Annotated in this window: 20 protein-coding genes; 8 read left to right on the top strand and 12 right to left on the bottom strand. The window is 60.1% G+C overall.

The features are described from left to right. Positions 1-30: 30 nt before the first annotated feature. The 7 genes from AC07RZ_RS03945 to AC07RZ_RS03915 all read right to left on the bottom strand — a co-directional run bounded on the left by AC07RZ_RS03945 (position 31) and on the right by AC07RZ_RS03915 (position 6,553). Positions 31-675: a phosphatidylserine decarboxylase gene (locus AC07RZ_RS03945; RefSeq protein WP_014005253.1), complete on the bottom strand. Its 645-nt coding sequence runs from the start codon at positions 673-675 to the stop codon at positions 31-33. Between the two features lie 364 nt (positions 676-1,039). Next, positions 1,040-1,231 (bottom strand): hypothetical protein, encoded by a 192-nt coding sequence (locus AC07RZ_RS03940; protein WP_494666972.1) that lies wholly within the window; start codon positions 1,229-1,231, stop codon positions 1,040-1,042. Continuing rightward, the gene (locus AC07RZ_RS03935) at positions 1,228-1,980 is read right to left on the bottom strand and encodes an SIMPL domain-containing protein (RefSeq protein WP_494666971.1); all 753 of its coding nucleotides are present in this window, start codon (positions 1,978-1,980) and stop codon (positions 1,228-1,230) included. The genes AC07RZ_RS03940 and AC07RZ_RS03935 overlap by 4 nt, the downstream gene beginning before the upstream one ends. A gap of 157 nt (positions 1,981-2,137) precedes the next feature. Further along, the gene (locus tag AC07RZ_RS03930) at positions 2,138-3,088 is read right to left on the bottom strand and encodes an ion transporter (RefSeq protein ID WP_494666970.1); all 951 of its coding nucleotides are present in this window, start codon (positions 3,086-3,088) and stop codon (positions 2,138-2,140) included. 138 nt (positions 3,089-3,226) lie between these two features. Continuing rightward, a complete protein-coding gene (ilvC, locus tag AC07RZ_RS03925) occupies positions 3,227-4,243 on the bottom strand; it encodes a ketol-acid reductoisomerase (protein ID WP_061942400.1) in 1,017 nt (338 codons plus the stop codon). Positions 4,244-4,331: 88 nt separating this feature from the next. Then, the gene (gene ilvN / locus AC07RZ_RS03920) at positions 4,332-4,823 is read right to left on the bottom strand and encodes an acetolactate synthase small subunit (protein WP_014005248.1); all 492 of its coding nucleotides are present in this window, start codon (positions 4,821-4,823) and stop codon (positions 4,332-4,334) included. A 2-nt stretch (positions 4,824-4,825) separates the two neighbouring features. Beyond that, on the bottom strand, positions 4,826-6,553 hold the full coding sequence (locus AC07RZ_RS03915; protein WP_494666969.1) for an acetolactate synthase 3 catalytic subunit: 1,728 nt from the start codon (positions 6,551-6,553) through the stop codon (positions 4,826-4,828). A gap of 622 nt (positions 6,554-7,175) precedes the next feature. On the opposite strand from AC07RZ_RS03915, the gene AC07RZ_RS03910 reads away from it, so the two are divergent. The 4 genes from AC07RZ_RS03910 to AC07RZ_RS03895 are packed head-to-tail and all read left to right on the top strand — an operon-like array spanning position 7,176 to position 9,422. Next, entirely contained in the window at positions 7,176-7,745 is a 570-nt protein-coding gene (locus tag AC07RZ_RS03910; protein WP_144738780.1) for an RNA polymerase sigma factor, read from the top strand. After that, positions 7,742-8,152: a DUF3619 family protein gene (locus AC07RZ_RS03905; RefSeq protein WP_144738779.1), complete on the top strand. Its 411-nt coding sequence runs from the start codon at positions 7,742-7,744 to the stop codon at positions 8,150-8,152. The genes AC07RZ_RS03910 and AC07RZ_RS03905 overlap by 4 nt, the downstream gene beginning before the upstream one ends. Further along, entirely contained in the window at positions 8,149-8,868 is a 720-nt protein-coding gene (locus AC07RZ_RS03900; RefSeq protein ID WP_494666968.1) for a DUF3106 domain-containing protein, read from the top strand. The genes AC07RZ_RS03905 and AC07RZ_RS03900 overlap by 4 nt, the downstream gene beginning before the upstream one ends. Positions 8,869-8,873: 5 nt before the next feature. Then, entirely contained in the window at positions 8,874-9,422 is a 549-nt protein-coding gene (locus AC07RZ_RS03895) for an RDD family protein (protein ID WP_494666967.1), read from the top strand. A 3-nt stretch (positions 9,423-9,425) separates the two neighbouring features. Here AC07RZ_RS03895 and AC07RZ_RS03890 read toward each other — a convergent pair whose 3' ends face one another. Further along, positions 9,426-10,277 (bottom strand): ferritin-like domain-containing protein, encoded by an 852-nt coding sequence (locus tag AC07RZ_RS03890; RefSeq protein ID WP_494666966.1) that lies wholly within the window; start codon positions 10,275-10,277, stop codon positions 9,426-9,428. Positions 10,278-10,382: 105 nt separating this feature from the next. Here AC07RZ_RS03890 and AC07RZ_RS03885 point away from each other — a divergent pair, with 105 nt between their 5' ends. Both AC07RZ_RS03885 and hslO read left to right on the top strand, forming a co-directional pair. Further along, entirely contained in the window at positions 10,383-10,907 is a 525-nt protein-coding gene (locus AC07RZ_RS03885; protein ID WP_494666965.1) for a gamma carbonic anhydrase family protein, read from the top strand. A 67-nt stretch (positions 10,908-10,974) separates the two neighbouring features. Further along, the gene (gene hslO, locus AC07RZ_RS03880; protein ID WP_494666964.1) at positions 10,975-11,922 is read left to right on the top strand and encodes an Hsp33 family molecular chaperone HslO; all 948 of its coding nucleotides are present in this window, start codon (positions 10,975-10,977) and stop codon (positions 11,920-11,922) included. 58 nt (positions 11,923-11,980) lie between these two features. Here the strand turns inward: hslO and ftsB are convergent, their stop codons facing one another. The 4 genes from ftsB to pyrG form a co-directional block, all read right to left on the bottom strand. Then, positions 11,981-12,355, bottom strand: coding sequence for a cell division protein FtsB (gene ftsB, locus AC07RZ_RS03875; protein WP_092396320.1), 375 nt, complete (start codon positions 12,353-12,355; stop codon positions 11,981-11,983). A 68-nt stretch (positions 12,356-12,423) separates the two neighbouring features. Next, a complete protein-coding gene (gene eno / locus AC07RZ_RS03870) occupies positions 12,424-13,707 on the bottom strand; it encodes a phosphopyruvate hydratase (protein ID WP_092396318.1) in 1,284 nt (427 codons plus the stop codon). A 114-nt stretch (positions 13,708-13,821) separates the two neighbouring features. After that, positions 13,822-14,676, bottom strand: a complete 855-nt coding sequence (gene kdsA, locus AC07RZ_RS03865) for a 3-deoxy-8-phosphooctulonate synthase (protein ID WP_144738774.1) — start codon at positions 14,674-14,676, stop codon at positions 13,822-13,824. A gap of 9 nt (positions 14,677-14,685) precedes the next feature. After that, the gene (gene pyrG / locus AC07RZ_RS03860; protein ID WP_092396314.1) at positions 14,686-16,341 is read right to left on the bottom strand and encodes a CTP synthase; all 1,656 of its coding nucleotides are present in this window, start codon (positions 16,339-16,341) and stop codon (positions 14,686-14,688) included. Positions 16,342-16,620: 279 nt separating this feature from the next. Here pyrG and AC07RZ_RS03855 point away from each other — a divergent pair, with 279 nt between their 5' ends. Beyond that, the gene (locus AC07RZ_RS03855) at positions 16,621-18,033 is read left to right on the top strand and encodes an MFS transporter (protein ID WP_494666963.1); all 1,413 of its coding nucleotides are present in this window, start codon (positions 16,621-16,623) and stop codon (positions 18,031-18,033) included. A 182-nt stretch (positions 18,034-18,215) separates the two neighbouring features. Further along, positions 18,216-19,661, top strand: coding sequence for an efflux transporter outer membrane subunit (locus AC07RZ_RS03850; protein WP_494666962.1), 1,446 nt, complete (start codon positions 18,216-18,218; stop codon positions 19,659-19,661). Positions 19,662-19,666: the final 5 nt, after the last annotated feature.

Here is a 19,666-nt window from a genome sequence, read left to right as displayed (position 1 = left end):
TCAATCGACTCTGATTACCAGCAACACTGCTTAAAATTCGGCCAGGATGGTCTCGGTGGCGGATACCTTGTCGCCCACTGCAACCTTGGGCGTGGCCGTCAGCGGCAGGTAGACATCGACCCGTGAACCGAAACGGATAAAGCCGTAGCGCTGGCCGCGCGCCAGCACGTCGGCCACTTTGACGTAGCACAGGATGCGGCGCGCAATCAGGCCGGCGACCTGTACGCAAGTCACGGTCTGGCCGTTGGCGGCGGTGATGACCAGGGCGTTGCGCTCGTTTTCGATCGAAGCCTTGTCGAGGTCGGCGTTGACGAACTTGCCCGGGAAATACTCCACCTTCTCAATCTTGCCGTCGACCGGCGCGCGATTCGAATGGACATTGAATACGTTCATGAAGACGCTGATTTTCAGGGCTTCGCGATTAGCGTAAGGATCCATGGTTTTTTCCACCACGACGATGCGGCCGTCGGCCGGCGACAGCACTGCGGCAGGATTCTGTGGAATCACACGGGCCGGATCGCGGAAAAACTGCAATACGAACAAGGCAATAATCCAGAATGGCAGCGACCATGCAGGAGAGAAAAACGTGATCAGCAGCGCGACCGCAAAGGCGATGCCCAAAAACGGCCAGCCCTCGCGGGCAATAATAGGATGGGGGTAATTATTCAACTGCACTCCGGATTATCTGGGTAAATGATGGAAATTTGAAAGCGTGGCTATTCTAGTCGAGCGGGAAATAAATGTAACCTGCCGCTTTATTGCTTGCCGGGGGCGCACAGCCAGTTCTGCCAGCCGCCATGCCGCTTCTTGATTAACTAACGCTGGCAAGTCGGTGATATGAGGCCGCCTGCATGATATCAGGGGCCTGGATGTTCATCGAAAGAAACAGCGCCTTGGCATTGTATAAAAAGACCAAGCTTTTCGCTCGGTTTTATTGGGCTGGATAAACACAATCGGGGAAATATTTTCAATATGACAATGGTTATACGGGATATCGCGGAAAAAAAGAAGCTGAAGCGAGCGCTCCAGCTTCCCTTTCTTATTTCTGCTGTTCTTCTTCAGCTGCCTTGGCCTTGTCTTGGGCTTGCTGCAACTGCTGTTCAACCCCTTTTGCCTTTTCCAGCGCATCGGCCTGGGCCTTGAAGACTTGCGGCGTCGGCGCCGACGGCTTGCAAGCGGCCAGCGCCAATGTCATGCCCAGGGCCAGGCTAAAGACGGCCAGGCGGCTCATTTGAAGCGGACTTTGCCAACCACGCGCATGTTCAGGGTGGTTTCGCCCGGCTCGAAACTGGGTTCTTCCACCTGGGCCGAGTCATTCATGGCTGCTGCGCGCATCATCATCGCTTTCGGCGCCGCTGCTTCCTGCGCATAGTTGCCGGATCCTTCGAAATCCACCGTGTCGAGCACGGCGTCCGAAACATTGCGGCCCATGGCGCGGGCGATGGAAGCGATGCGCTCGGTCAGGTTCTGGTAGGTGGCGGCGATCCGCTGGTCATCCAGCTTTTTGCTGGTGGCGTCGCTCAGGCCGAAATACAGGCCGTTGAGGCCCAGGATGCTTTGCACCGCGGCGACCGTTTTCGGCAGGTTGTTGAGATTGGTGGTGGTGGCATCGAGGTACTGGCCGACGCGCCAGCCGGTTGGCTGGCGCGGCTTGTTGGCATTGCCGCGCGGCTGCGGCTGGTCTTCCGGATAGACCGGGTAGGTGTAGTAACCGCGTGTCTGCAAGACCGCCTGCGGGTCCTGGCGCTTGAGGATATCGGTGCCCTGCTTCATCTTCAGGTTGACGCGGGAAGCTGCCGCCGCCTTGTCCTTGTCCTGCTCTTCAACGTTGAAGGTAATCCTTACCTGGTCATTGGCGTGCTTGACTTCACCGTAGGCCGGCACCACTACCAGGGTACCGCTGGTCGGCGCCTGGGCGTGCGCGGCGAAACCCGTTGCAGCCAACAGTGACGACAGCATCAATTTGCGTGATCGCGACATATTCTTCTCCAAGAAAAAATGGAGCGCTACCGGAAGTGCGCCCCAACGACTATCAATTACAGACCAACTTTCGATTGTGTTCTGTCGAATTAGTTCGCTGACAATATTGCCTGTTGTTGGTGGCAAACGCAAGATCGCAAAAAGCCGCGCCGCGGCCTTATTTTTTCGGTGGATCCTGGTGCACATTGCGGCCCATGCGGCCTTTGAATTCCGCCAGCGTGCTGAACGGATCGGCGCCGGCTGCGGCGGCATCGTATTGATAGGGCTCCAGCTTCTCGCCGCAGTGTTTGCAAAACAGGGAATCGGCTTCATGCCCTTCGGTCAGGCAATGGCTGCAGGTGCGGGTAGTCGGCGTGCCCTTCATCATGGTCATCGCCAGTTCCACGCCGACGATCCCGGTCGGCAAGGCGATGATGCCGTAGCCCAGCAGCATGGCGCAGGAAGTAATCAGCTGGCCCATCGGCGTTTTCGGATGGATGTCGCCATAGCCGGTGGTGGTGAGCGTCACGATCGACCAGTACATGCCGACCGGGATGCTGGTAAAGCCGTTTTCCGGCCCTTCGATCACGTACATGATGGTGCCCAGGATCACGCTCATGATCAGCACCACGCCGAGGAACACCAGGATCTTGTGGCGGCTGTTGCGCAGCGCCTGCAGCAGGATCTGCGATTCGTCGAAATAGCGCGGCAGCTTCATCACGCGGAATACGCGCAGCATGCGCAGCAGGCGGACATCGATCAGGAAATGGAATTCCGGCAGCAGGATCGCCAGGTAGGTCGGCAGGATCGATATCAGGTCGATGATGCCGAACAGGCTGAGGGCATAGCGCAAGGGGCGCTTGACGCACAGCAGGCGCACCACGTATTCGATGGTGAACAAGATGGTGAACAGCCATTCGAGAATATTCAGCGCAAGCAAATCGCGCGAACGCACGGCGCCGACGCTGTCGATGATCACGGTCGCCACGCTGAGCACGATGATGATCAGCAAGGCGGTATCGAAGCGGCGCCCGGCGGCGGTGTCGGCCTCAAAAATAATCGTGTACAGGCGCTCCCGCCAGCCGCGGTCGGGCTTGCCGAATTTGCTGCCGATTGTGTTAGTTGCCATATTGCCCAGGAAAATTACGCGATTGGTGATGCCACAATCTAAACAATGTACGGTTGCGGGTCAATTGCTTCCGCTCCGACGCCTGAAATGAAAAAGGACGGCAATGCCGTCCTTTTTTTGGGGCCAATCGACTTATGATTAGTTCTTCGACTGGTCAACCATCTTGTTCTTTTTGATCCAAGGCATCATGCCACGCAGCTGCTCACCGACTTGCTCGATCTGATGTTCTGCAGTGATGCGGCGACGGGAAATCAGGGTCGGTGCGCCGGCCTTGTTTTCCAGGATGAAGCTCTTCGCGTATTCGCCGGTCTGGATGTCTTTCAGGCACTGGCGCATGGCGTTCTTGGTATCTTCGGTAACGATGCGCGGGCCGGTAACGTATTCGCCGTATTCAGCGTTGTTGGAGATCGAGTAGTTCATGTTGGCGATGCCGCCTTCATAGATCAGGTCGACGATCAGCTTCAGTTCGTGCAGGCACTCGAAGTAAGCCATTTCAGGCGCGTAGCCGGCTTCCACCAGGGTTTCAAAACCAGCCTTGATCAGTTCCACCGCACCACCGCACAGCACGGCTTGTTCGCCGAACAGGTCGGTCTCGGTTTCTTCGCGGAAGTTGGTTTCAATGATGCCGGCACGGCCGCCGCCGTTGGCGGTTGCATACGACAAGGCGATGTCGCGGGCGCTGCCGGACTTGTCTTGATAGACGGCGATCAGGTGCGGTACGCCGCCGCCCTGGGTGTAGGTCGCACGCACAGTGTGGCCAGGCGCCTTGGGAGCGATCATGATCACGTCCAGGTCGGCGCGCGGCACGACTTGGCCGTAGTGCACGTTGAAGCCGTGGGCGAATGCCAGCGTAGCGCCTTGCTTGGCGAACGGCGCGACGTTTTCCGCATAAACCTGGGCGATGTTTTCGTCCGGCAGCAAGATCATGATGACGTCAGCGGCTTTCACCGCATCGTTCACTTCAGCCACGTTCAGGCCGGCGTTCTTTGCCTTGTCCCACGATGCGCCGCCCTTGCGCAGGCCGACTGTGACCTTGACGCCGGAATCGTTCAGGTTTTGTGCATGGGCATGGCCCTGCGAACCGTAACCGATGATGGCAACGTTCTTGCCTTTGATCAGGGAGAGGTCGCTGTCTTTGTCGTAGAAAACTTTCATTTTGGATCCTATATATGTAATTTGATGTGAATTTTGCTGTAAAACGCGCTGGACGCTCCAGCGCGATGACTGCTTATTTAAATGTTATTTAAACTTTGAGGATGCGCTCGCCGCGACCGATGCCCGAGCCGCCGGTACGGACGGTTTCCAGGATCGCCGCGCGGTCGATCGAATCGATGAACGCATCCAGCTTGCCCTTGTTGCCTGTCAGTTCCAGGGTATAGGACTTGTCGGTGACGTCGATGATGCGGCCGCGGAAAATGTCCGCGGTGCGCTTCATTTCTTCACGTTCCTTGCCGACTGCGCGCACCTTGATCAGCATCAGTTCGCGTTCGATATGTGCGCCTTCGGTCAGGTCGACCACTTTGACGACTTCAATCAGACGGTTCAGGTGCTTGGTGATCTGTTCGATCACGTCATCCGAACCGCTTGTCACGATGGTCATGCGTGACAAGGTGGCATCTTCGGTCGGTGCGACCGTCAATGTCTCGATGTTGTAGCCACGGGCGGAAAACAGGCCGACCACGCGCGACAGGGCGCCCGCTTCATTTTCCAGCAGTACAGAAACGATGTGTCGCATGATTACAGATCCTCCGAACCGAGCAGCATTTCAGTCAAGCCCTTGCCCGCCTTGACCATAGGCCAGACGTTTTCGGTTTGATCCGTAATGAAATTCATGAATACCAGGCGATCCTTCAAGCCGAACGCCTCTTTCAGCGCGCCGTCGACGTCGCCCGGCTTTTCGATCTTCATGCCGACGTGGCCGAAGGATTCCGCCAGCTTGGTGAAATCCGGCAGCGAATCCATGTAGGACTCGGAATAGCGCGAACCGTAATCGATCTGCTGCCATTGCCGGACCATGCCGAGGAAACGGTTGTTGAGCAGGATGATCTTCGGCGTCAGGTGATATTGCTTGCAGGTAGCCAGTTCCTGGATGCACATCTGGATCGATGCTTCGCCGGTGATGCAGGCCACGGTCGAACCCGGGTTGGCCATCTGCACGCCCATCGCATACGGCAAGCCGACACCCATGGTGCCGAGGCCGCCGGAATTGATCCAGCGGCGCGGCTTGTCGAAGCCGTAGTACTGCGCCGCCCACATCTGGTGCTGGCCGACATCGGAGGTGATGAACGCGTCGCCGTCGGTGATCTGCCACACCTTCTGCACCACGGACTGCGGTTTGATCACTTCGTTGGAATCGGCAAACTTGAGGCACTCGCGGCCGCGCCAGTCGTTGATCTGCTTCCACCAGTTGGACAAGGCCGGCGCATTCGGCCGGGTCTCGGCGGCATCCAGCTGCGCCAGCAGTTCCTGCAGCACATCCTTGACGTTGCCGACGATAGGGATATCGACCTTGACGCGCTTCGAAATCGACGACGGATCGATATCGATATGGATGATCTTGCGCGAGACCGAGGTGAAATTCTTCGGATTGCCGATCACGCGGTCGTCAAAGCGGGCGCCGATGGCGATCAGCACATCGCTGTTCTGCATCGCCATGTTGGCTTCATAAGTGCCATGCATGCCGGGCATGCCGACAAACTTGTCGCTGGACGACTTGTAGCCGCCGAGGCCCATCAAGGTGGTGGTGCATGGGTAGCCCAGGCGGTCCACCAGCTTGTTCAGCTCAGGCGAGGCATTCGCCAGGATCACGCCGCCGCCGGCGTAGATCATCGGCCGTTCCGCGCTCAGCAGCAGTTGCACCGCCTTGCGGATCTGGCCCGAGTGGCCTTTGTCGACAGGTTTGTAGGAACGCATTTCGACTTCCTTCGGATAGTCGAAAACGTGGCGGTGCATGGAGATGTCTTTAGGGATATCCACCAATACCGGGCCGGGACGGCCGGTTCTGGCGATAAAGAAAGCTTTCTTGATGGTCGACGCCAGGTCCTTGACATCCTTGACCAGGAAGTTGTGCTTGACGCACGGACGGGTGATGCCGACCGTATCGCATTCCTGGAACGCATCCTCGCCGATCGCATACGACGGCACCTGGCCCGAAATCACCACCATCGGGATCGAGTCCATGTAGGCCGTGGCCAGGCCGGTCACCGCATTGGTGACGCCGGGGCCGGACGTGACGATGGCCACGCCAACCTTGTTCGAACTGCGGGAATAGGCATCGGCTGCGTGAATCGCAGCTTGCTCATGACGTACCAGGATATGCTGGAATTTTTCTTGCTGGAATATGGCGTCGTAGATGTACAGCACTGCGCCGCCGGGATAACCGAACACGTGTTCGACACCCTCTTCCGCCAGGCAGCGCACGAGAATTTCCGCGCCGGTAACAGGCAGGTTTGTATCTTTGTTCATGATGACTAGATCCTTTCAAGGTCCATTGGAAATTGATCGGATGCTCTTTCCTGACGAAATGGCGCAGCGTACCAGTGCCACGGCGTCCCTTTTTTGTGCGATCACGTCATTCCGTTGCGTAGCCGTAGATACGATTCAAAATGGCGCTAAACGCTACTCGTTCGGCCGAAAATTCTGATTACGCCGTTGCCTGTTTCTCGCGCTTGTGGCACGGGTTGGAGCAAACAGCTTACAAATGTGAAGCATGCCTGTCCGTTGAACAACATCTTGAGTCGTCAGCGAAAAGGCTGGCACTCCAGGGTTCTGAAGTGGATAGCTACCATAATGCGTAGTTTCATTCCGGTCAAGCCAAATTACATGAAATCCGAGTTAAATCGTGTCTTTTGCAGTAGATTTGCCCACAAACCCCGCCTTTTTTGCTAGCATTCGGCCAGTCTGGAAATTAATCGTAAGCCATCGTTATGAAGGCAAGGCGAACCGCGATTTCCAGGCACAGGCCAAGGGCGGCTAGCGTAAACCAGTCAACACGGGGCCTCCCTGCCTGTGACTGTGTTCCGGCCGCATAACAGAATTTTGAGAATCTTGAATCAGCAGTAGTGTATGACCCAATCCGCCGCGATGCATGGCCACCGATAAAGAACTTTCCGATTTCCTTGAAAACGTAGAACGCCGGGCTTTCAAGCAGGCGGTCTACGCCGTCCGCAAAGACGAATCCGCGCTGGACATCGTCCAGGACGCGATGATCAAGCTGGCGGAAAAATACGGCGACAAACCTGCAGCTGAGCTGCCGATGCTGTTCCAGCGTATCTTGCAGAACACGATCCACGACTATTTCCGCAGGGAAAAAGTACGCAACACCTGGGTCAGCCTGTTTTCCAGCATGGGGCGCAACAACGCCAATGACGAGGATTACGACGTCCTCGAAACCTTCGAGTCGGATGAAGATTCGCAAGCGACCGAATCCAGCGCCAACAAGCTGGAACGTGAGCAAATTCTCAACATCATCGACGAAGAAGTACAGAAGCTGCCGGCGCGTCAACGAGAAGCCTTCCTGATGCGTTATTGGGAGGACATGGATGTTGCCGAGACCGCGGCCGCAATGGGATGCTCGGAAGGCAGCGTGAAAACGCACTGCTCTCGCGCAACGCACGCTCTGGCGCTATCGCTCAAGGCCAAAGGAATCAGTTTATGAACCACAAACAAATCAATTTCGCTTTCAAGGTGCGGCACGCACTGAATGAAAACCTGGACAATTTGCCGGCCCCTGCCGCCGACCGCCTGGCGGCTGCCCGCAAGGCGGCCATGGCACGCAAGAAAAAAGATGCGCCGACCCGCGTGCTGGCGCGCCAAGGCGTGCTGGCGGGCCACGCCGGCAGCTTTTTCGGCAACCGCCTGTCCTGGCTGACGCGGCTCGGCGTCGCTGCGCCTATCCTGGTCGGCATGGTGCTGCTGTCGGGCCTGTACCAATATGAACAGCAACACCGGATCGCCGCCACCGCCGACATCGACGCTGCCGTGCTGTCGGACGAATTGCCGCCGTCGGCCTACCTGGATAGCGGCTTTAGCGCCTATCTCGCCCAACAGCAGCAAGACCAATGACGCCAACCTCCTCTTCCAAGCCAGGCATGCTGAGCAGCCGCCGCAAGCGCCTGATCGGCGCCGCCTGCGCGCTGCTGGTGAGCGGCGGCGCGGCGCTGGCGGTGCTGGGGCCGTTCACGTCGACCCAGGCAGCTGCACAGCCTGCAGCTGCGCAGCCGGCTGCGGCCAGCGTCAAGCCGGCGCCGCTCCCCCCTCCAAAAATGACCAAGGTGGTGGGCATCACCGCGCCTAACTGGAATGAATTGAGCGCTGTCCAGCAGCATGTGCTGGAGCCGCTGGCAGGCGACTGGAACAAGCTGAAGCCGGCTACCCGCAAGAAATGGCTGGAAATCAGCAACCGCTACGCCAGCATGACGCCGGCTGAGCAGGAGAGGCTGCAGGCGAGGATGCGCGGCTGGGTAACATTGACTCCTGAACAACGCCGTATCGCGCGCGAGAATTATGCCCGCGCCAACAAGCTCGATACCGAACAACGGGCCTTGCGCTGGCAGCAGTACCAGCAATTGTCGGAACAGCAAAAGAAAGAGCTGGCCGAACAAGCCGCGCCGAACCACAAGCGGGTAACTACCATGCCGGCGGCCAAACTGAATAAACCTAAGCCTGCCGCGCCAGCCAGCCTGACGCCGGCGGCCGGCCAGGAACAGACTGCCGTGGTCGCTCCTGCGGCGGCGACGGCGCCAGGCCCCGGCCCGGTACTGGCGCCAACCGCGAAATAAGAATTTTGGATCCTTCCGCTACCAGCGCGCCCCCCAGCCAGCAGCAAACGCCATCGCTGAAACGCCGTTTCGGCAGCATCATGTATGAATCCATGCTGCTGTTCGGCATCCTGTTCATTTCCGGCTGGATTTTTTCCACCTTGCTGCAGCAGCGCCACGCGCTGTACCTGCGGCACGCCCAGCAAGCCTGGCTGTTCCTTGTGCTGACCCTGTATTTCGTCTGGTGCTGGAGCCACGGCGGACAAACGCTGGCCATGAAAACCTGGCGTATCCAGCTGGTCAACCGCGACGGCAGCGCAGTCAAGGCCGGCCGCGCCGCCATCCGCTTCCTGCTCAGCTGGTGCTGGTTCCTGCCCGGGCTGGCGCTGGCGTGGGCGTTAGGCGCGCATACCTGGATGCTGGTCTGGATCCCGGCCGCGAATTTCCTGCTGTGGGCGATGACCGTTTACCTCGATCCGCAGCGCCAGTTCCTGCACGACCGCATCGCCGGCACCAAGCTGGTCAACATGGCGGAAATCGCCAAACGTCCCGGCAAGCACAAGTGGTATCACTAGGGCCTAGGCCGGATGGCCGTTTAGGCCCTGCTCTATCTCCTGCAACAAGACCTGCAATTCTGCTTCGGAAAAACCTGCCGCCCTCCTCGCCTCCAGATTGAACGGTCCGCGCAGCTGCGGCGCCTTGTGCTGCACGGCCAGGGCGGCGAATGTCGCCAGCGGCTCCAGTCCGCGCGCCTGGCACAGCCAGCCATACCAGCGGTTGCCGATCGCCACATGGCCGATCTCGTCGCGCAGGATGATGTCTATGATGGCCGCCGCCTCTTCGTCGCCGGCCTGCGCCAGCTTGGCGCGGGTGCGCGGCGAGGCATCCAGGCCACGCGCTTCCATCAGGCGCGGCACCAGCGCCATCCTGGCCAGGATGTCATGGCTGGTCTTCTCGGTCAGCTCCCACAAGCTGTTATGCGCCGCGAAATCGCCGTAGGCAAACCCGAGGCTGCGCAAATGCCTTGCCAGCAGGCTAAAGTGATAAGCTTCTTCCTTGGCCACGCGCAGCCAGTCGGCATAATAATCGCGCGGCATGCCGGCAAAGCGCCAGATCGCATCGAGCGCCAGGTTGATGGCGTTGAATTCGATATGCGCCAGGGCATGGATCATGGCGGCGCGCCCTTCCACAGTAGCCATGGAGCGATGCTTGACCTCGCGCGGCGGGACCAGCAGCGGCTGCGGCGGACGCCCCGGTATGCCCAGGCCCGGACGCAATTCACACCCGCTGTCCAGCGCCATGGCGGCATTCTCCCAGGCCGTCGCCATCGCCTCGACGCCGGCGACCTTGGCAGCGACATCAGCCTCGCACAAACAGTGCAAGGCAGCCCTACGCAAGTCGGATGGCGCGGCAAAGAGTGAATGGTTCATGTTGACAGCGGTAAAATGGCGCTACGGTTGAAAAATCGCAACTTGGACCTATCTACAGGGATTGAATCAGGGCCATGCCCGGCAACCAGCATTTTACGGAAATTTATGGCCATCTACCAATTGGGCGAACATGCCCCCGATATTGACCCTTCTGCGTATATTGCGCCTTCCGCCAACCTGATCGGCAAGGTCAGGATTGAAGCCGGCGCCAGCGTCTGGTTCGGCGTCAACATCCGCGGCGACAACGAGCTGATCACGGTCGGCCAGGGCAGCAACGTGCAGGAGAGCTGTACATTGCATACCGACATGGGTTTTCCGCTGACGCTGGGCAAGAACGTGACGGTCGGCCACCAGGCAATGTTGCATGGATGCACGATTGGCGACGGCGCCTTGATCGGGATCCAGGCGGTGATCCTGAACGGCGCCAAGATCGGCAAGAACTGCCTGGTCGGCGCCGGTGCGCTGGTCACCGAAGGCAAGGAATTCCCGGACAACTCGCTGATCATCGGCAGCCCGGCCAAAGCCGTGCGCACCCTGAGCGAGCAGGACGTGGCGGCGCTGGCCGGCAACGCCAGGCACTACATGGAACGCGGACAAGAGTACAAGAACGGCCTGAAGCAAATCGGGTAACAATCGTGTGACAAGCAGCAGTAATCAAGCAATAAATCAGCGGATAAAAAATATGGACGTAATAAAGATGACGAATGCAGGCGATGCACATGGCGATTCACTGCAAAAATTCATGGTGGAGAATGCCGCCGTGCGCGGCGAGCTGGTGGAGTTGTCTTCCACCTGGCAGCAGGTGCTGGCGCACCGCCACTACCCGGCACCGGTAAAGACCTTGCTGGGCGAGATGATGGCGGCAGCGGCCTTGCTGTCGGCCAACCTGAAATTCAACGGCGTCATCGTCATGCAGATCCATGGCGACGGCCCGATCCGGCTGCTGGTGGTCGAATGCGATTCGCAGCTGCAGATGCGCGCCACCGCCAAGCTGGCGCCAGACGCGGTGATCGATCCCGACGCCAGCATGCCGCAGCTGGTCAACCTGAACGGCCAGGGCCGCTTTGCCATTACGCTCGACCCGCAAGACAAGATGCCGGGCCAGCAGGCTTACCAAGGCATCGTGCCGCTGGACGGAGAGAATGTCGCGACCGTCATTGAAAACTACATGCTGCGTTCGGAACAGCTCGACACCAAGCTGTGGCTGGCCGCCGACGACAAGGTCGCACGCGGCCTGCTGCTGCAGAAACTGCCGAATCACGGCGGCATCGACGTCCCGGTCGACGATGAGCTGGAAACATGGAACCGCTTCCTGGCGCTGGGCGGCACCTTGCGTCCTGAAGAAATGCTGTCGACCGACATCCAGACTTTGCTGCGCCGCTTGTTCTGGGAAGAAACCATCCGTGTTTTCGAACCGCAGCAGCCTAGCTTCCAGTGCAACTGCTCACGCGAAAAAGTCGGCAACATGCTGAAGATGCTGGGCCAGCCCGAAATCGAAGAAGCGCTCGCCGACCTCGGCAAGCTGGCGGTAGACTGCGATTTCTGCGGCCAGCATTATGAGTTCGACAAAGTCGATTGCGCGCACCTGTTTGCCAGCGCGGCGCCGGTTGAAGCGCTGCTGCCCACCGGCAGCAGCAAACATTAAGAATCAAGTGGGGACCGGGGCGCTGCAACTGCATGGGCGCCCTGCCGGTTGAGGGATATCAGCGTTCCGGTTTCTTTTCCGTCGGCACGGCGACCGCTACGGTCTTTTCTACCGCCGTCAATGCGGCATTGGGCGGCGCCGGCGCATCGGCCGGATTGCCGTTCGGATCGAGGATCTGGATAAAGATCTCGTCCTGCTTGATCATGCCCAGTTCGGTGCGCGCCCGTTCTTCGACCGCACCGGTGCCTTCTTTCAAATCGTGCACTTCCGAATCCAGCTTGGCGTTGCGGGCTTTCAGTTCGTCGATCTTGTCATGCGCCGCATGCACCTGCTGGTCCATGTCCCAGACGCGCAGCCAGCCGCCCTTGCCTAGCCACAGTGGGTACTGGACCAGTATCAGCAAGGCAGTCAGGAAAATGGCAATCAGACGCATCGTTTCGGGCTTGGTTCTACTGTCTTATATGTAAATCGGGGCGGACACTGATGCCCACCCCGGCTTGATTACTTCAGATTGTAAAACGCGCCACGTCCAGGATAACTGGCGATGTCGCCCAGGTCCTCTTCAATGCGCAGCAGCTGGTTGTATTTTGCCATGCGGTCCGAACGCGACATCGAGCCGGTCTTGATCTGCAAGGCGTTCATGCCAACCGCGATATCCGCAATGGTCGAATCTTCGGTCTCGCCCGAACGGTGCGAGATCACCGCGGTGTAGCCGGCGCGCTTGGCCATTTCGATCGCAGCGAAAGTTTCGGTCAGGGTGCCGATCTGGTTGATCTTGATCAGGATCGAGTTGGCGATGTCTTTCTCGATGCCTTCCTTCAGGATCTTGGTGTTGGTGACGAACAGGTCGTCGCCCACCAGCTGGATCTTCTTGCCGAGGGTTTCAGTCAGCAGTTTCCAGCCATCCCAGTCGTTTTCCGCCATGCCGTCTTCGATGCTGATGATCGGGTACTTGTCGCACCACGACGCCAGCAGGCCGGTGAACTGAGCGCCGGTCAGGGTCATGTTTTCGCCGGCCAGCACATAGCTGCCGTCTTTGTAGAATTCGCTGGCGGCGCAATCCAGGCCGAGGGCGATCTGGGTGCCTGGCTCGTAGCCTGCGGCTTCGATCGCCTGGATGATCAGCTTCAGTGCTTCTTCGTGGCTGGCCAGGTTCGGCGCAAAGCCGCCTTCATCGCCGACCGCGGTCGACAAGCCCTTGTCGTGCAGGATTTTCTTCAGCGCGTGGAACACTTCGGCGCCGTAACGCAGCGCTTCGCGGAAGCTCGGTGCGCCAACCGGGATGATCATGAATTCCTGGATATCCAGGTTGTTGTCGGCATGTTCGCCGCCGTTGATGACGTTCATCATCGGCACCGGCATCTGCATCGCGCCGCTGCCGCCGAAATAACGGTACAGCGGCAGGCCGGCTTCCTCAGCTGCGGCCTTGGCCACCGCCATCGATACCGCCAGCATGGCGTTGGCGCCCAGGCGGCCTTTGTTTTCGGTGCCGTCGAGATCGATCAGGGTGCGGTCCAGGAACGCTTGTTCGCTGGCATCCAGGCCCATGATGGCTTCGGAAATTTCAGTGTTGATATGCTCGCAGGCTTTCAAAACGCCCTTGCCGCCGTAACGGCTCTTGTCGCCGTCGCGCAGTTCGATCGCTTCACGCGAACCGGTGGACGCGCCGGACGGCACGGCCGCACGGCCCATGACGCCGGATTCCAGCAGGACGTCGCATTCGACTGTCGGATTACCGCGCGAATCAATGATTTCGCGGCCAATGATGTCAACGATTGCACTCATGTATTTCCCTATCAAATAAAAATATGCGCGATATTAAAACCATTTGCGGGACCAGACTTCACGCACCGCCACTTGCTTGTATAGCGGCAGCGATATATTCCATCCCTCAAGCAATCAACCGAAATTGCTTTCGATAAAGCCATTCTTCTTGACGACCCGGTCCAGGTCTATCATGGTCGACAACAATTCTTTGATACGGTTCAGCGGCACCGCATTCGGTCCGTCCGATTTGGCTTCGGCAGGATTCGGATGGGTTTCCATGAACACGCCGGCCACGCCCACCGCGATAGCAGCGCGCGCCAGCACCGGCACGAATTCGCGCTGGCCGCCTGATGTGCTGCCCTGGCCGCCTGGCAGCTGCACGGAGTGGGTGGCGTCGAACACCACCGGGCAGCCGGTTTCGCGCATGATCGCCAGCGAACGCATGTCGGACACCAGGTTGTTGTAGCCAAACGAAGCGCCGCGCTCGCAGGCCATGAAATTGTCTTCAGGCAGGCCGGCTTCGCGGGCGGCGGAGCGCGCCTTGGCGATGACATTGATCATGTCGTGCGGCGCCAGGAACTGGCCCTTCTTGATATTCACCGGCTTGCCCGACTGGGCGCAAGCGTTGATGAAATCGGTCTGGCGGCACAGGAAGGCGGGTGTCTGCAAGACATCGACCACCGCCGACACCGGCTCGATTTCATAGATTTCATGGATATCGGTCAGCACCGGCACGCCGATTTGCGCTTTGACTTCAGCCAGGATCTCCAGCCCTTTTTCCATGCCGAGGCCGCGGAAAGAAGAACCGGAAGAACGGTTCGCCTTGTCGAAAGACGATTTGTAGATGAAGTTGATGCCCAGTTCGCTGGTGATCTCTTTCAGTTTCCCGGCAGTGTCGAGCGCCATCTGGCGCGATTCGATCACGCACGGACCGGCGATCAGGAAAAACGGCTGATCCAGGCCGATGTCAAAGCCACAAAGTTTCATGTTCTTTCCTTACGCTGCAGTTGCAGTATTAGCTTGCTTGTGCGCCAGCGCAGCCTTGATGAACGAAATAAACAAGGGATGGCCATCGCGCGGAGTCGATTTGAATTCCGGGTGATACTGGACGCCGACATACCAAGGATGGGCATTCTCGCCGGTGCGCGGCAATTCCATGATTTCACACAGGTCTTCAGTCGGGGTGCGGGCCGACACCACCAGGCCGGCCGCTTCGATCCGGTCCAGGTAATGGTTGTTGGCTTCGTAGCGATGACGATGGCGTTCGGTCACGGTCGGGCCGTAGACTTCGGCGGCCAGGGTGTCCGGCTTGACATCGCAGGTCTGCGCGCCCAGGCGCATGGTGCCGCCCAGGTCGGAATTGACGTCGCGCAGCTCTACCTTGCCGTCGTGATTCTGCCATTCGGTGATCAGGGCCACTACCGGCTGGTCGGTCTGCGCATCGAATTCGGTTGAATTGGCGTGCGGCAGGCCGGCCTTGTTACGCGCATATTCGAGCAGTGCGACTTGCATGCCGAGGCAAATACCCAGGTAAGGGATCTTGTTTTCGCGGGCGAAACGCGCCGCCGCGATCTTGCCTTCGACGCCGCGCTTGCCGAAACCGCCCGGCACCAGGATCGCATCGTACTTGGCCAATGCACCGGTGCCGCTGGCTTCGATTTCTTCGGAATCCAGGTATTCGATATTGACCCGGCTGCCGGTATGGATGCCGGCGTGGCGCAATGCCTCGGTCAGCGACTTGTACGATTCGGTCAGGTCGACATATTTGCCGACCATGCCGATGGTGACTTCGTAGGTTGGATTTTCCAGTGCGTGCACCAGCTTGGTCCAGACCGAGAGGTCGGCAGGCTTGGGCGACAGGCCCAGCTTTTCGCAGACGATCGCATCCAGCCCCTGGTCGTGCAGCATCTGCGGAATCTTGTAGATGGTGTCGGCATCCCACACCGAAATCACGGCATCGCCCTGGACGTTGGAGAACAGGGAAATCTTGGCCCGTTCGTCATCCGGGATCGGACGGTCGGCGCGGCACAGCAAGGCGTCCGGCGAAATACCGATCTCGCGCAGTTTCTGCACGCTGTGCTGGGTCGGCTTGGTCTTCAGCTCGCCGGCCGAGACCAGGTAAGGCACCAGCGTCAGGTGGACGAAGGCCGCCGCCTTGCGGCCTGCGCGCAGGCTCAGCTGGCGCGCCGCTTCAAGGAAAGGCAAGGATTCGATATCGCCGACGGTGCCGCCGATTTCCACCAGCGCCACGTCGAAACCTTCGGCGCCGCGATAGATGTAATCCTGGATCTCGTTGGTGATATGCGGAATAACCTGCACCGTCTTGCCCAGGTACTCGCCGCGGCGTTCCTTGCGGATCACCGATTCGTAGATCTGGCCGGTAGTGAAGTTATTCACCTTCTTCATCTTGGCCGTAATGAAGCGCTCATAGTGGCCGAGGTCGAGGTCGGTCTCTGCGCCATCGTCGGTCACAAACACTTCGCCGTGCTGGAACGGGCTCATGGTGCCTGGATCGACGTTGATGTACGGATCAAGTTTAAGAAGGGTGACTTTAAGGCCGCGCGATTCCAAAATCGCGGCGAGAGAGGCGGCTGCAATCCCTTTACCAAGGGAAGAGACAACGCCGCCGGTAACAAATACAAACTTAGTCATTACGGAAGGTGCCGAACGGCACATGCGGGAAATTCGAATTATACATCAAACAGGCGCCGCGGCAGCCGCCGGCGATCTGAAAAATAACGCCTTTTTGCCGGCCGCCCCGCGATCGCCCGACCGGCGGCCAGGCCCGGTGCCTGCGTGGAATTGCGCTTCATGTGATAATTCGCGGCTTCCGCCCCGCCCAATCAATGCTTTCCTCATTCTATTGTCGCCCGTGCCTATCTCGCCATTATTTCAAACAAGTGTTGCGCCAAAGCCGCGCCGCCTCGCTGCATGAGCCGGCTGTTCGGCGACCTGCCCGAGGATGACGGCCTGCCCGGAGCGGCGCGCCGGGTAGCGATCATCGTCATGATCCTCGGCACCAGCATGACCGTGCTGGACGGCTCCATTGTCAATGTCGCGCTGCCCATGATCGCGCGCAGCCTGCAGGTCGACCCGGCCGCCGCGGTCTGGATCGCCAACGCTTACATACTTGCCGGCGCCATGACCATGGTCACGTTCGCCTCGCTGGGCGAAGTGCTGGGCTTTCGCCGTGTATATATGAGCGGCATCCTGGTGTTCACCCTGGCCTCGCTGGGCTGCGCCCTGTCGCCCTCGCTGGCGATGCTGAACGGCATGCGATTCTTGCAAGGCGTCGGCGGCGCTGCCGCCATGAGCATCGGGCCGGCGCTCTACCGCAATATCTTCCCGACCCGCCTGCTGGGCGCGGCGCTTGGCATCAACTCCCTGGTGGTGGCCTCCTCCACCGCTGCCGGGCCGGCCATCGGCGGCCTGATGCTGTCGGTGCTGAGCTGGCAATGGCTGTTTGCGGTAAACGTGCCGATCGGCATCCTCACCCTGCTGCTGGCGCGCCGTGTGCTGCCGCGCGATCCGGGCCGCGGCGGCCGCTTCGATGCGCTCGGCGCCCTGCTCTCGGCGCTGGCCTTGGGCGCCATCGTCATGGCGGTCGACGGCCTGTCGCGCCATGACAGCTGGAGCCAGGAGTTGCTGCTTGGCGGGATCGCCCTGGCGTCGGTGGTTTTGTTTATCATTAGACAACGAGGTTATTCCGCACCGCTGCTGCCGCTTGACATTTTTGCATCGCAACGCTTTTCGATGGCGGTCGCCACTTCGCTCTGCTCTTTTGTCGGGCAAGGGATTGCCTTTATTGCACTACCGTTCCTGTTCCAGGGCGCATACGGCTTCAGCCCGCTGCTGTCGGCCGCCCTGTTCACACCGTGGCCGGTGGCGATCGCCATCACCGCGCCGATCGCCGGGCGCCTGGCCGACCGCTATTCAGCCTCGCTGCTGTCGACCTGCGGCCTGCTGGTGCTGACGCTGGGCCTGGTGCTGCTGGCCTGCCTCGGTGCGCACGCATCGGTGCCGGACATCCTGTGGCGCGCCTTCGTCTGCGGGCTCGGCTTCGGTTTTTTCCAGAGCCCCAACAATCGCGAAATGCTGAGCAACGCGCCGCGCGCGCGCAGCGGCACCGCTTCCGGCGTGCTGGCGATTGCCCGTACCTTCGGCCAGTCGCTGGGCGCCGCACTGGTCGCGGTAGTGCTGGCGGCGACCAGCATCGCCCAGGCCGCGGCCGACACCGCCCAGATCGACGCCAGCGCAGTCCATATGTCCTTATGGCTGGCGGCCAGCGCGACCTTGCTTGCTACCATCATCAGCGCATTGCGCATCAAACACGGGCGAAACTGACAGAATTGTCATATTAGCGACAGCCTCCCGTACCGCAGCAAGCTTTAAAGTATTCCCAAATACTGTCCGATGCTGCGCTTGTTGTTGACCTGCACATCGGATATTTCATCCGATGTGCCGAACGTGTCAGCTCAGGACTCATGAATTTTCCCCCTCCCCCAAGAACTTTCTCAGCCACCGTCATGGCTGCCGCGGTTGCGTTCGCGCTGGCCGGCTGCGCAGTCGGCCCCGATTACGTGCGCCCTGCCATGGATGTGCCCGCCGCCTATAAAGAGACCGGCCCGTGGAAACAGGCGCAGCCGCAACAGATAGACAGCGGCAACTGGTGGGAAGTCTATGGCGACGCCACCCTGAACGGCCTGATACAGCAAGCCAACCAGGCCAACCAGAACATCCGCGCGGCAGAGGCCCAATATCGCCAGGCGCGTGCCGCCGGCGACGCGGCGCGCGCCGGCTTCTGGCCGACGGCGGGCGTCAGCGCCGGGGTAGACCGTTCGCGCAGCAACACCAATGGCGTCAAGATCGGCAACAGCTACAACGCCGGCCTGCAAGGCAGCTGGGAGCCCGACATCTGGGGCAGCGTGCGGCGCTCGGTGGAAGCCGGCGATGCCGGCAGCCAGGCCAGCGCGGCCGACCTGGCTGCCGCCCGCCTCAGCATCCAGGCGACCCTGGCCCAAGACTACCTGCAACTGCGCATCACCGACCTGCTGAAAGATTTGTACGCGCGCACCACGGCTGCCTACGCCCGTTCGCTGCAGCTGACCCAGAGCCAGTACGCCGCCGGCGTGGCGCTGCGCTCCGACGTGGCGCTGGCCGAAAGCCAGCTGAAAACCGCGGAAGCGCAAGCCATTGACCTGCAGGCGCAGCGCAGCCAGCTGGAGCATGCAATCGCGATCCTGACCGGCAAGGTGCCTTCCGGATTCAACCTGGCGGCATTGCCGGCCGACACGCAAATGCTGAGCAAGATGCAGGCAGGCTTGCCGCCGGTCCCGGCCGGCCTCCCATCCGACCTGCTGGAACGCCGCCCCGACATCGCCAGCGCCGAACGCCGTGCGGCGGCAGCGAACGCCAATATCGGCGTCGCCAAGTCAGCCTTTTTCCCGGCGCTGACCCTGAGCGCCAGCGGCGGCTTCAATAGCGCCAGCCTGGCCCAGTGGTTCGATACGCCAAGCCGGGTCTGGTCGCTCGGCGCAGCGCTGGCCGAAACCATTTTCGACGGCGGCCTGCGGCGCGCGCATAGCGACCAGGCCATCGCCGCCTACGACGCCGCGGTAGCGCAATACAAGCAAACCGTGCTGGGCGGCTTCCAGGAAGTGGAAGACAACCTGGCCACGCTCAATGTCCTGGACCAGGAAGCGATCGCCCAGAAGCAGGCGGTGCAGGCTTCGCAGCTGGCGGAACGGCTGGCGCTGAGCCAGTATCGCGCCGGCACCGCGACTTACCTGACCGTGGTCACCGCGCAAACCCTTGCCCTGAGCAACGAGCGCACCCTGGTGCAGCTGCTGGGACGCCAGCTGCTGGCGAGCGTAGCGCTGATCAAGGCCGTCGGCGGCGGCTGGGATGCCAGCCGGCTGAACGGCGACCAGGCGCAAAACGATGCGCAGCACACAAACAAAACGACAGATTAATTCCG

The sequence above is a fragment of the Collimonas sp. GW821-FHT07E08 genome (assembly GCF_059418905.1).
The sequence above is the reverse complement of the archived record's forward strand: the minus strand, read 5'-3'. Positions and strand labels throughout refer to the sequence as shown.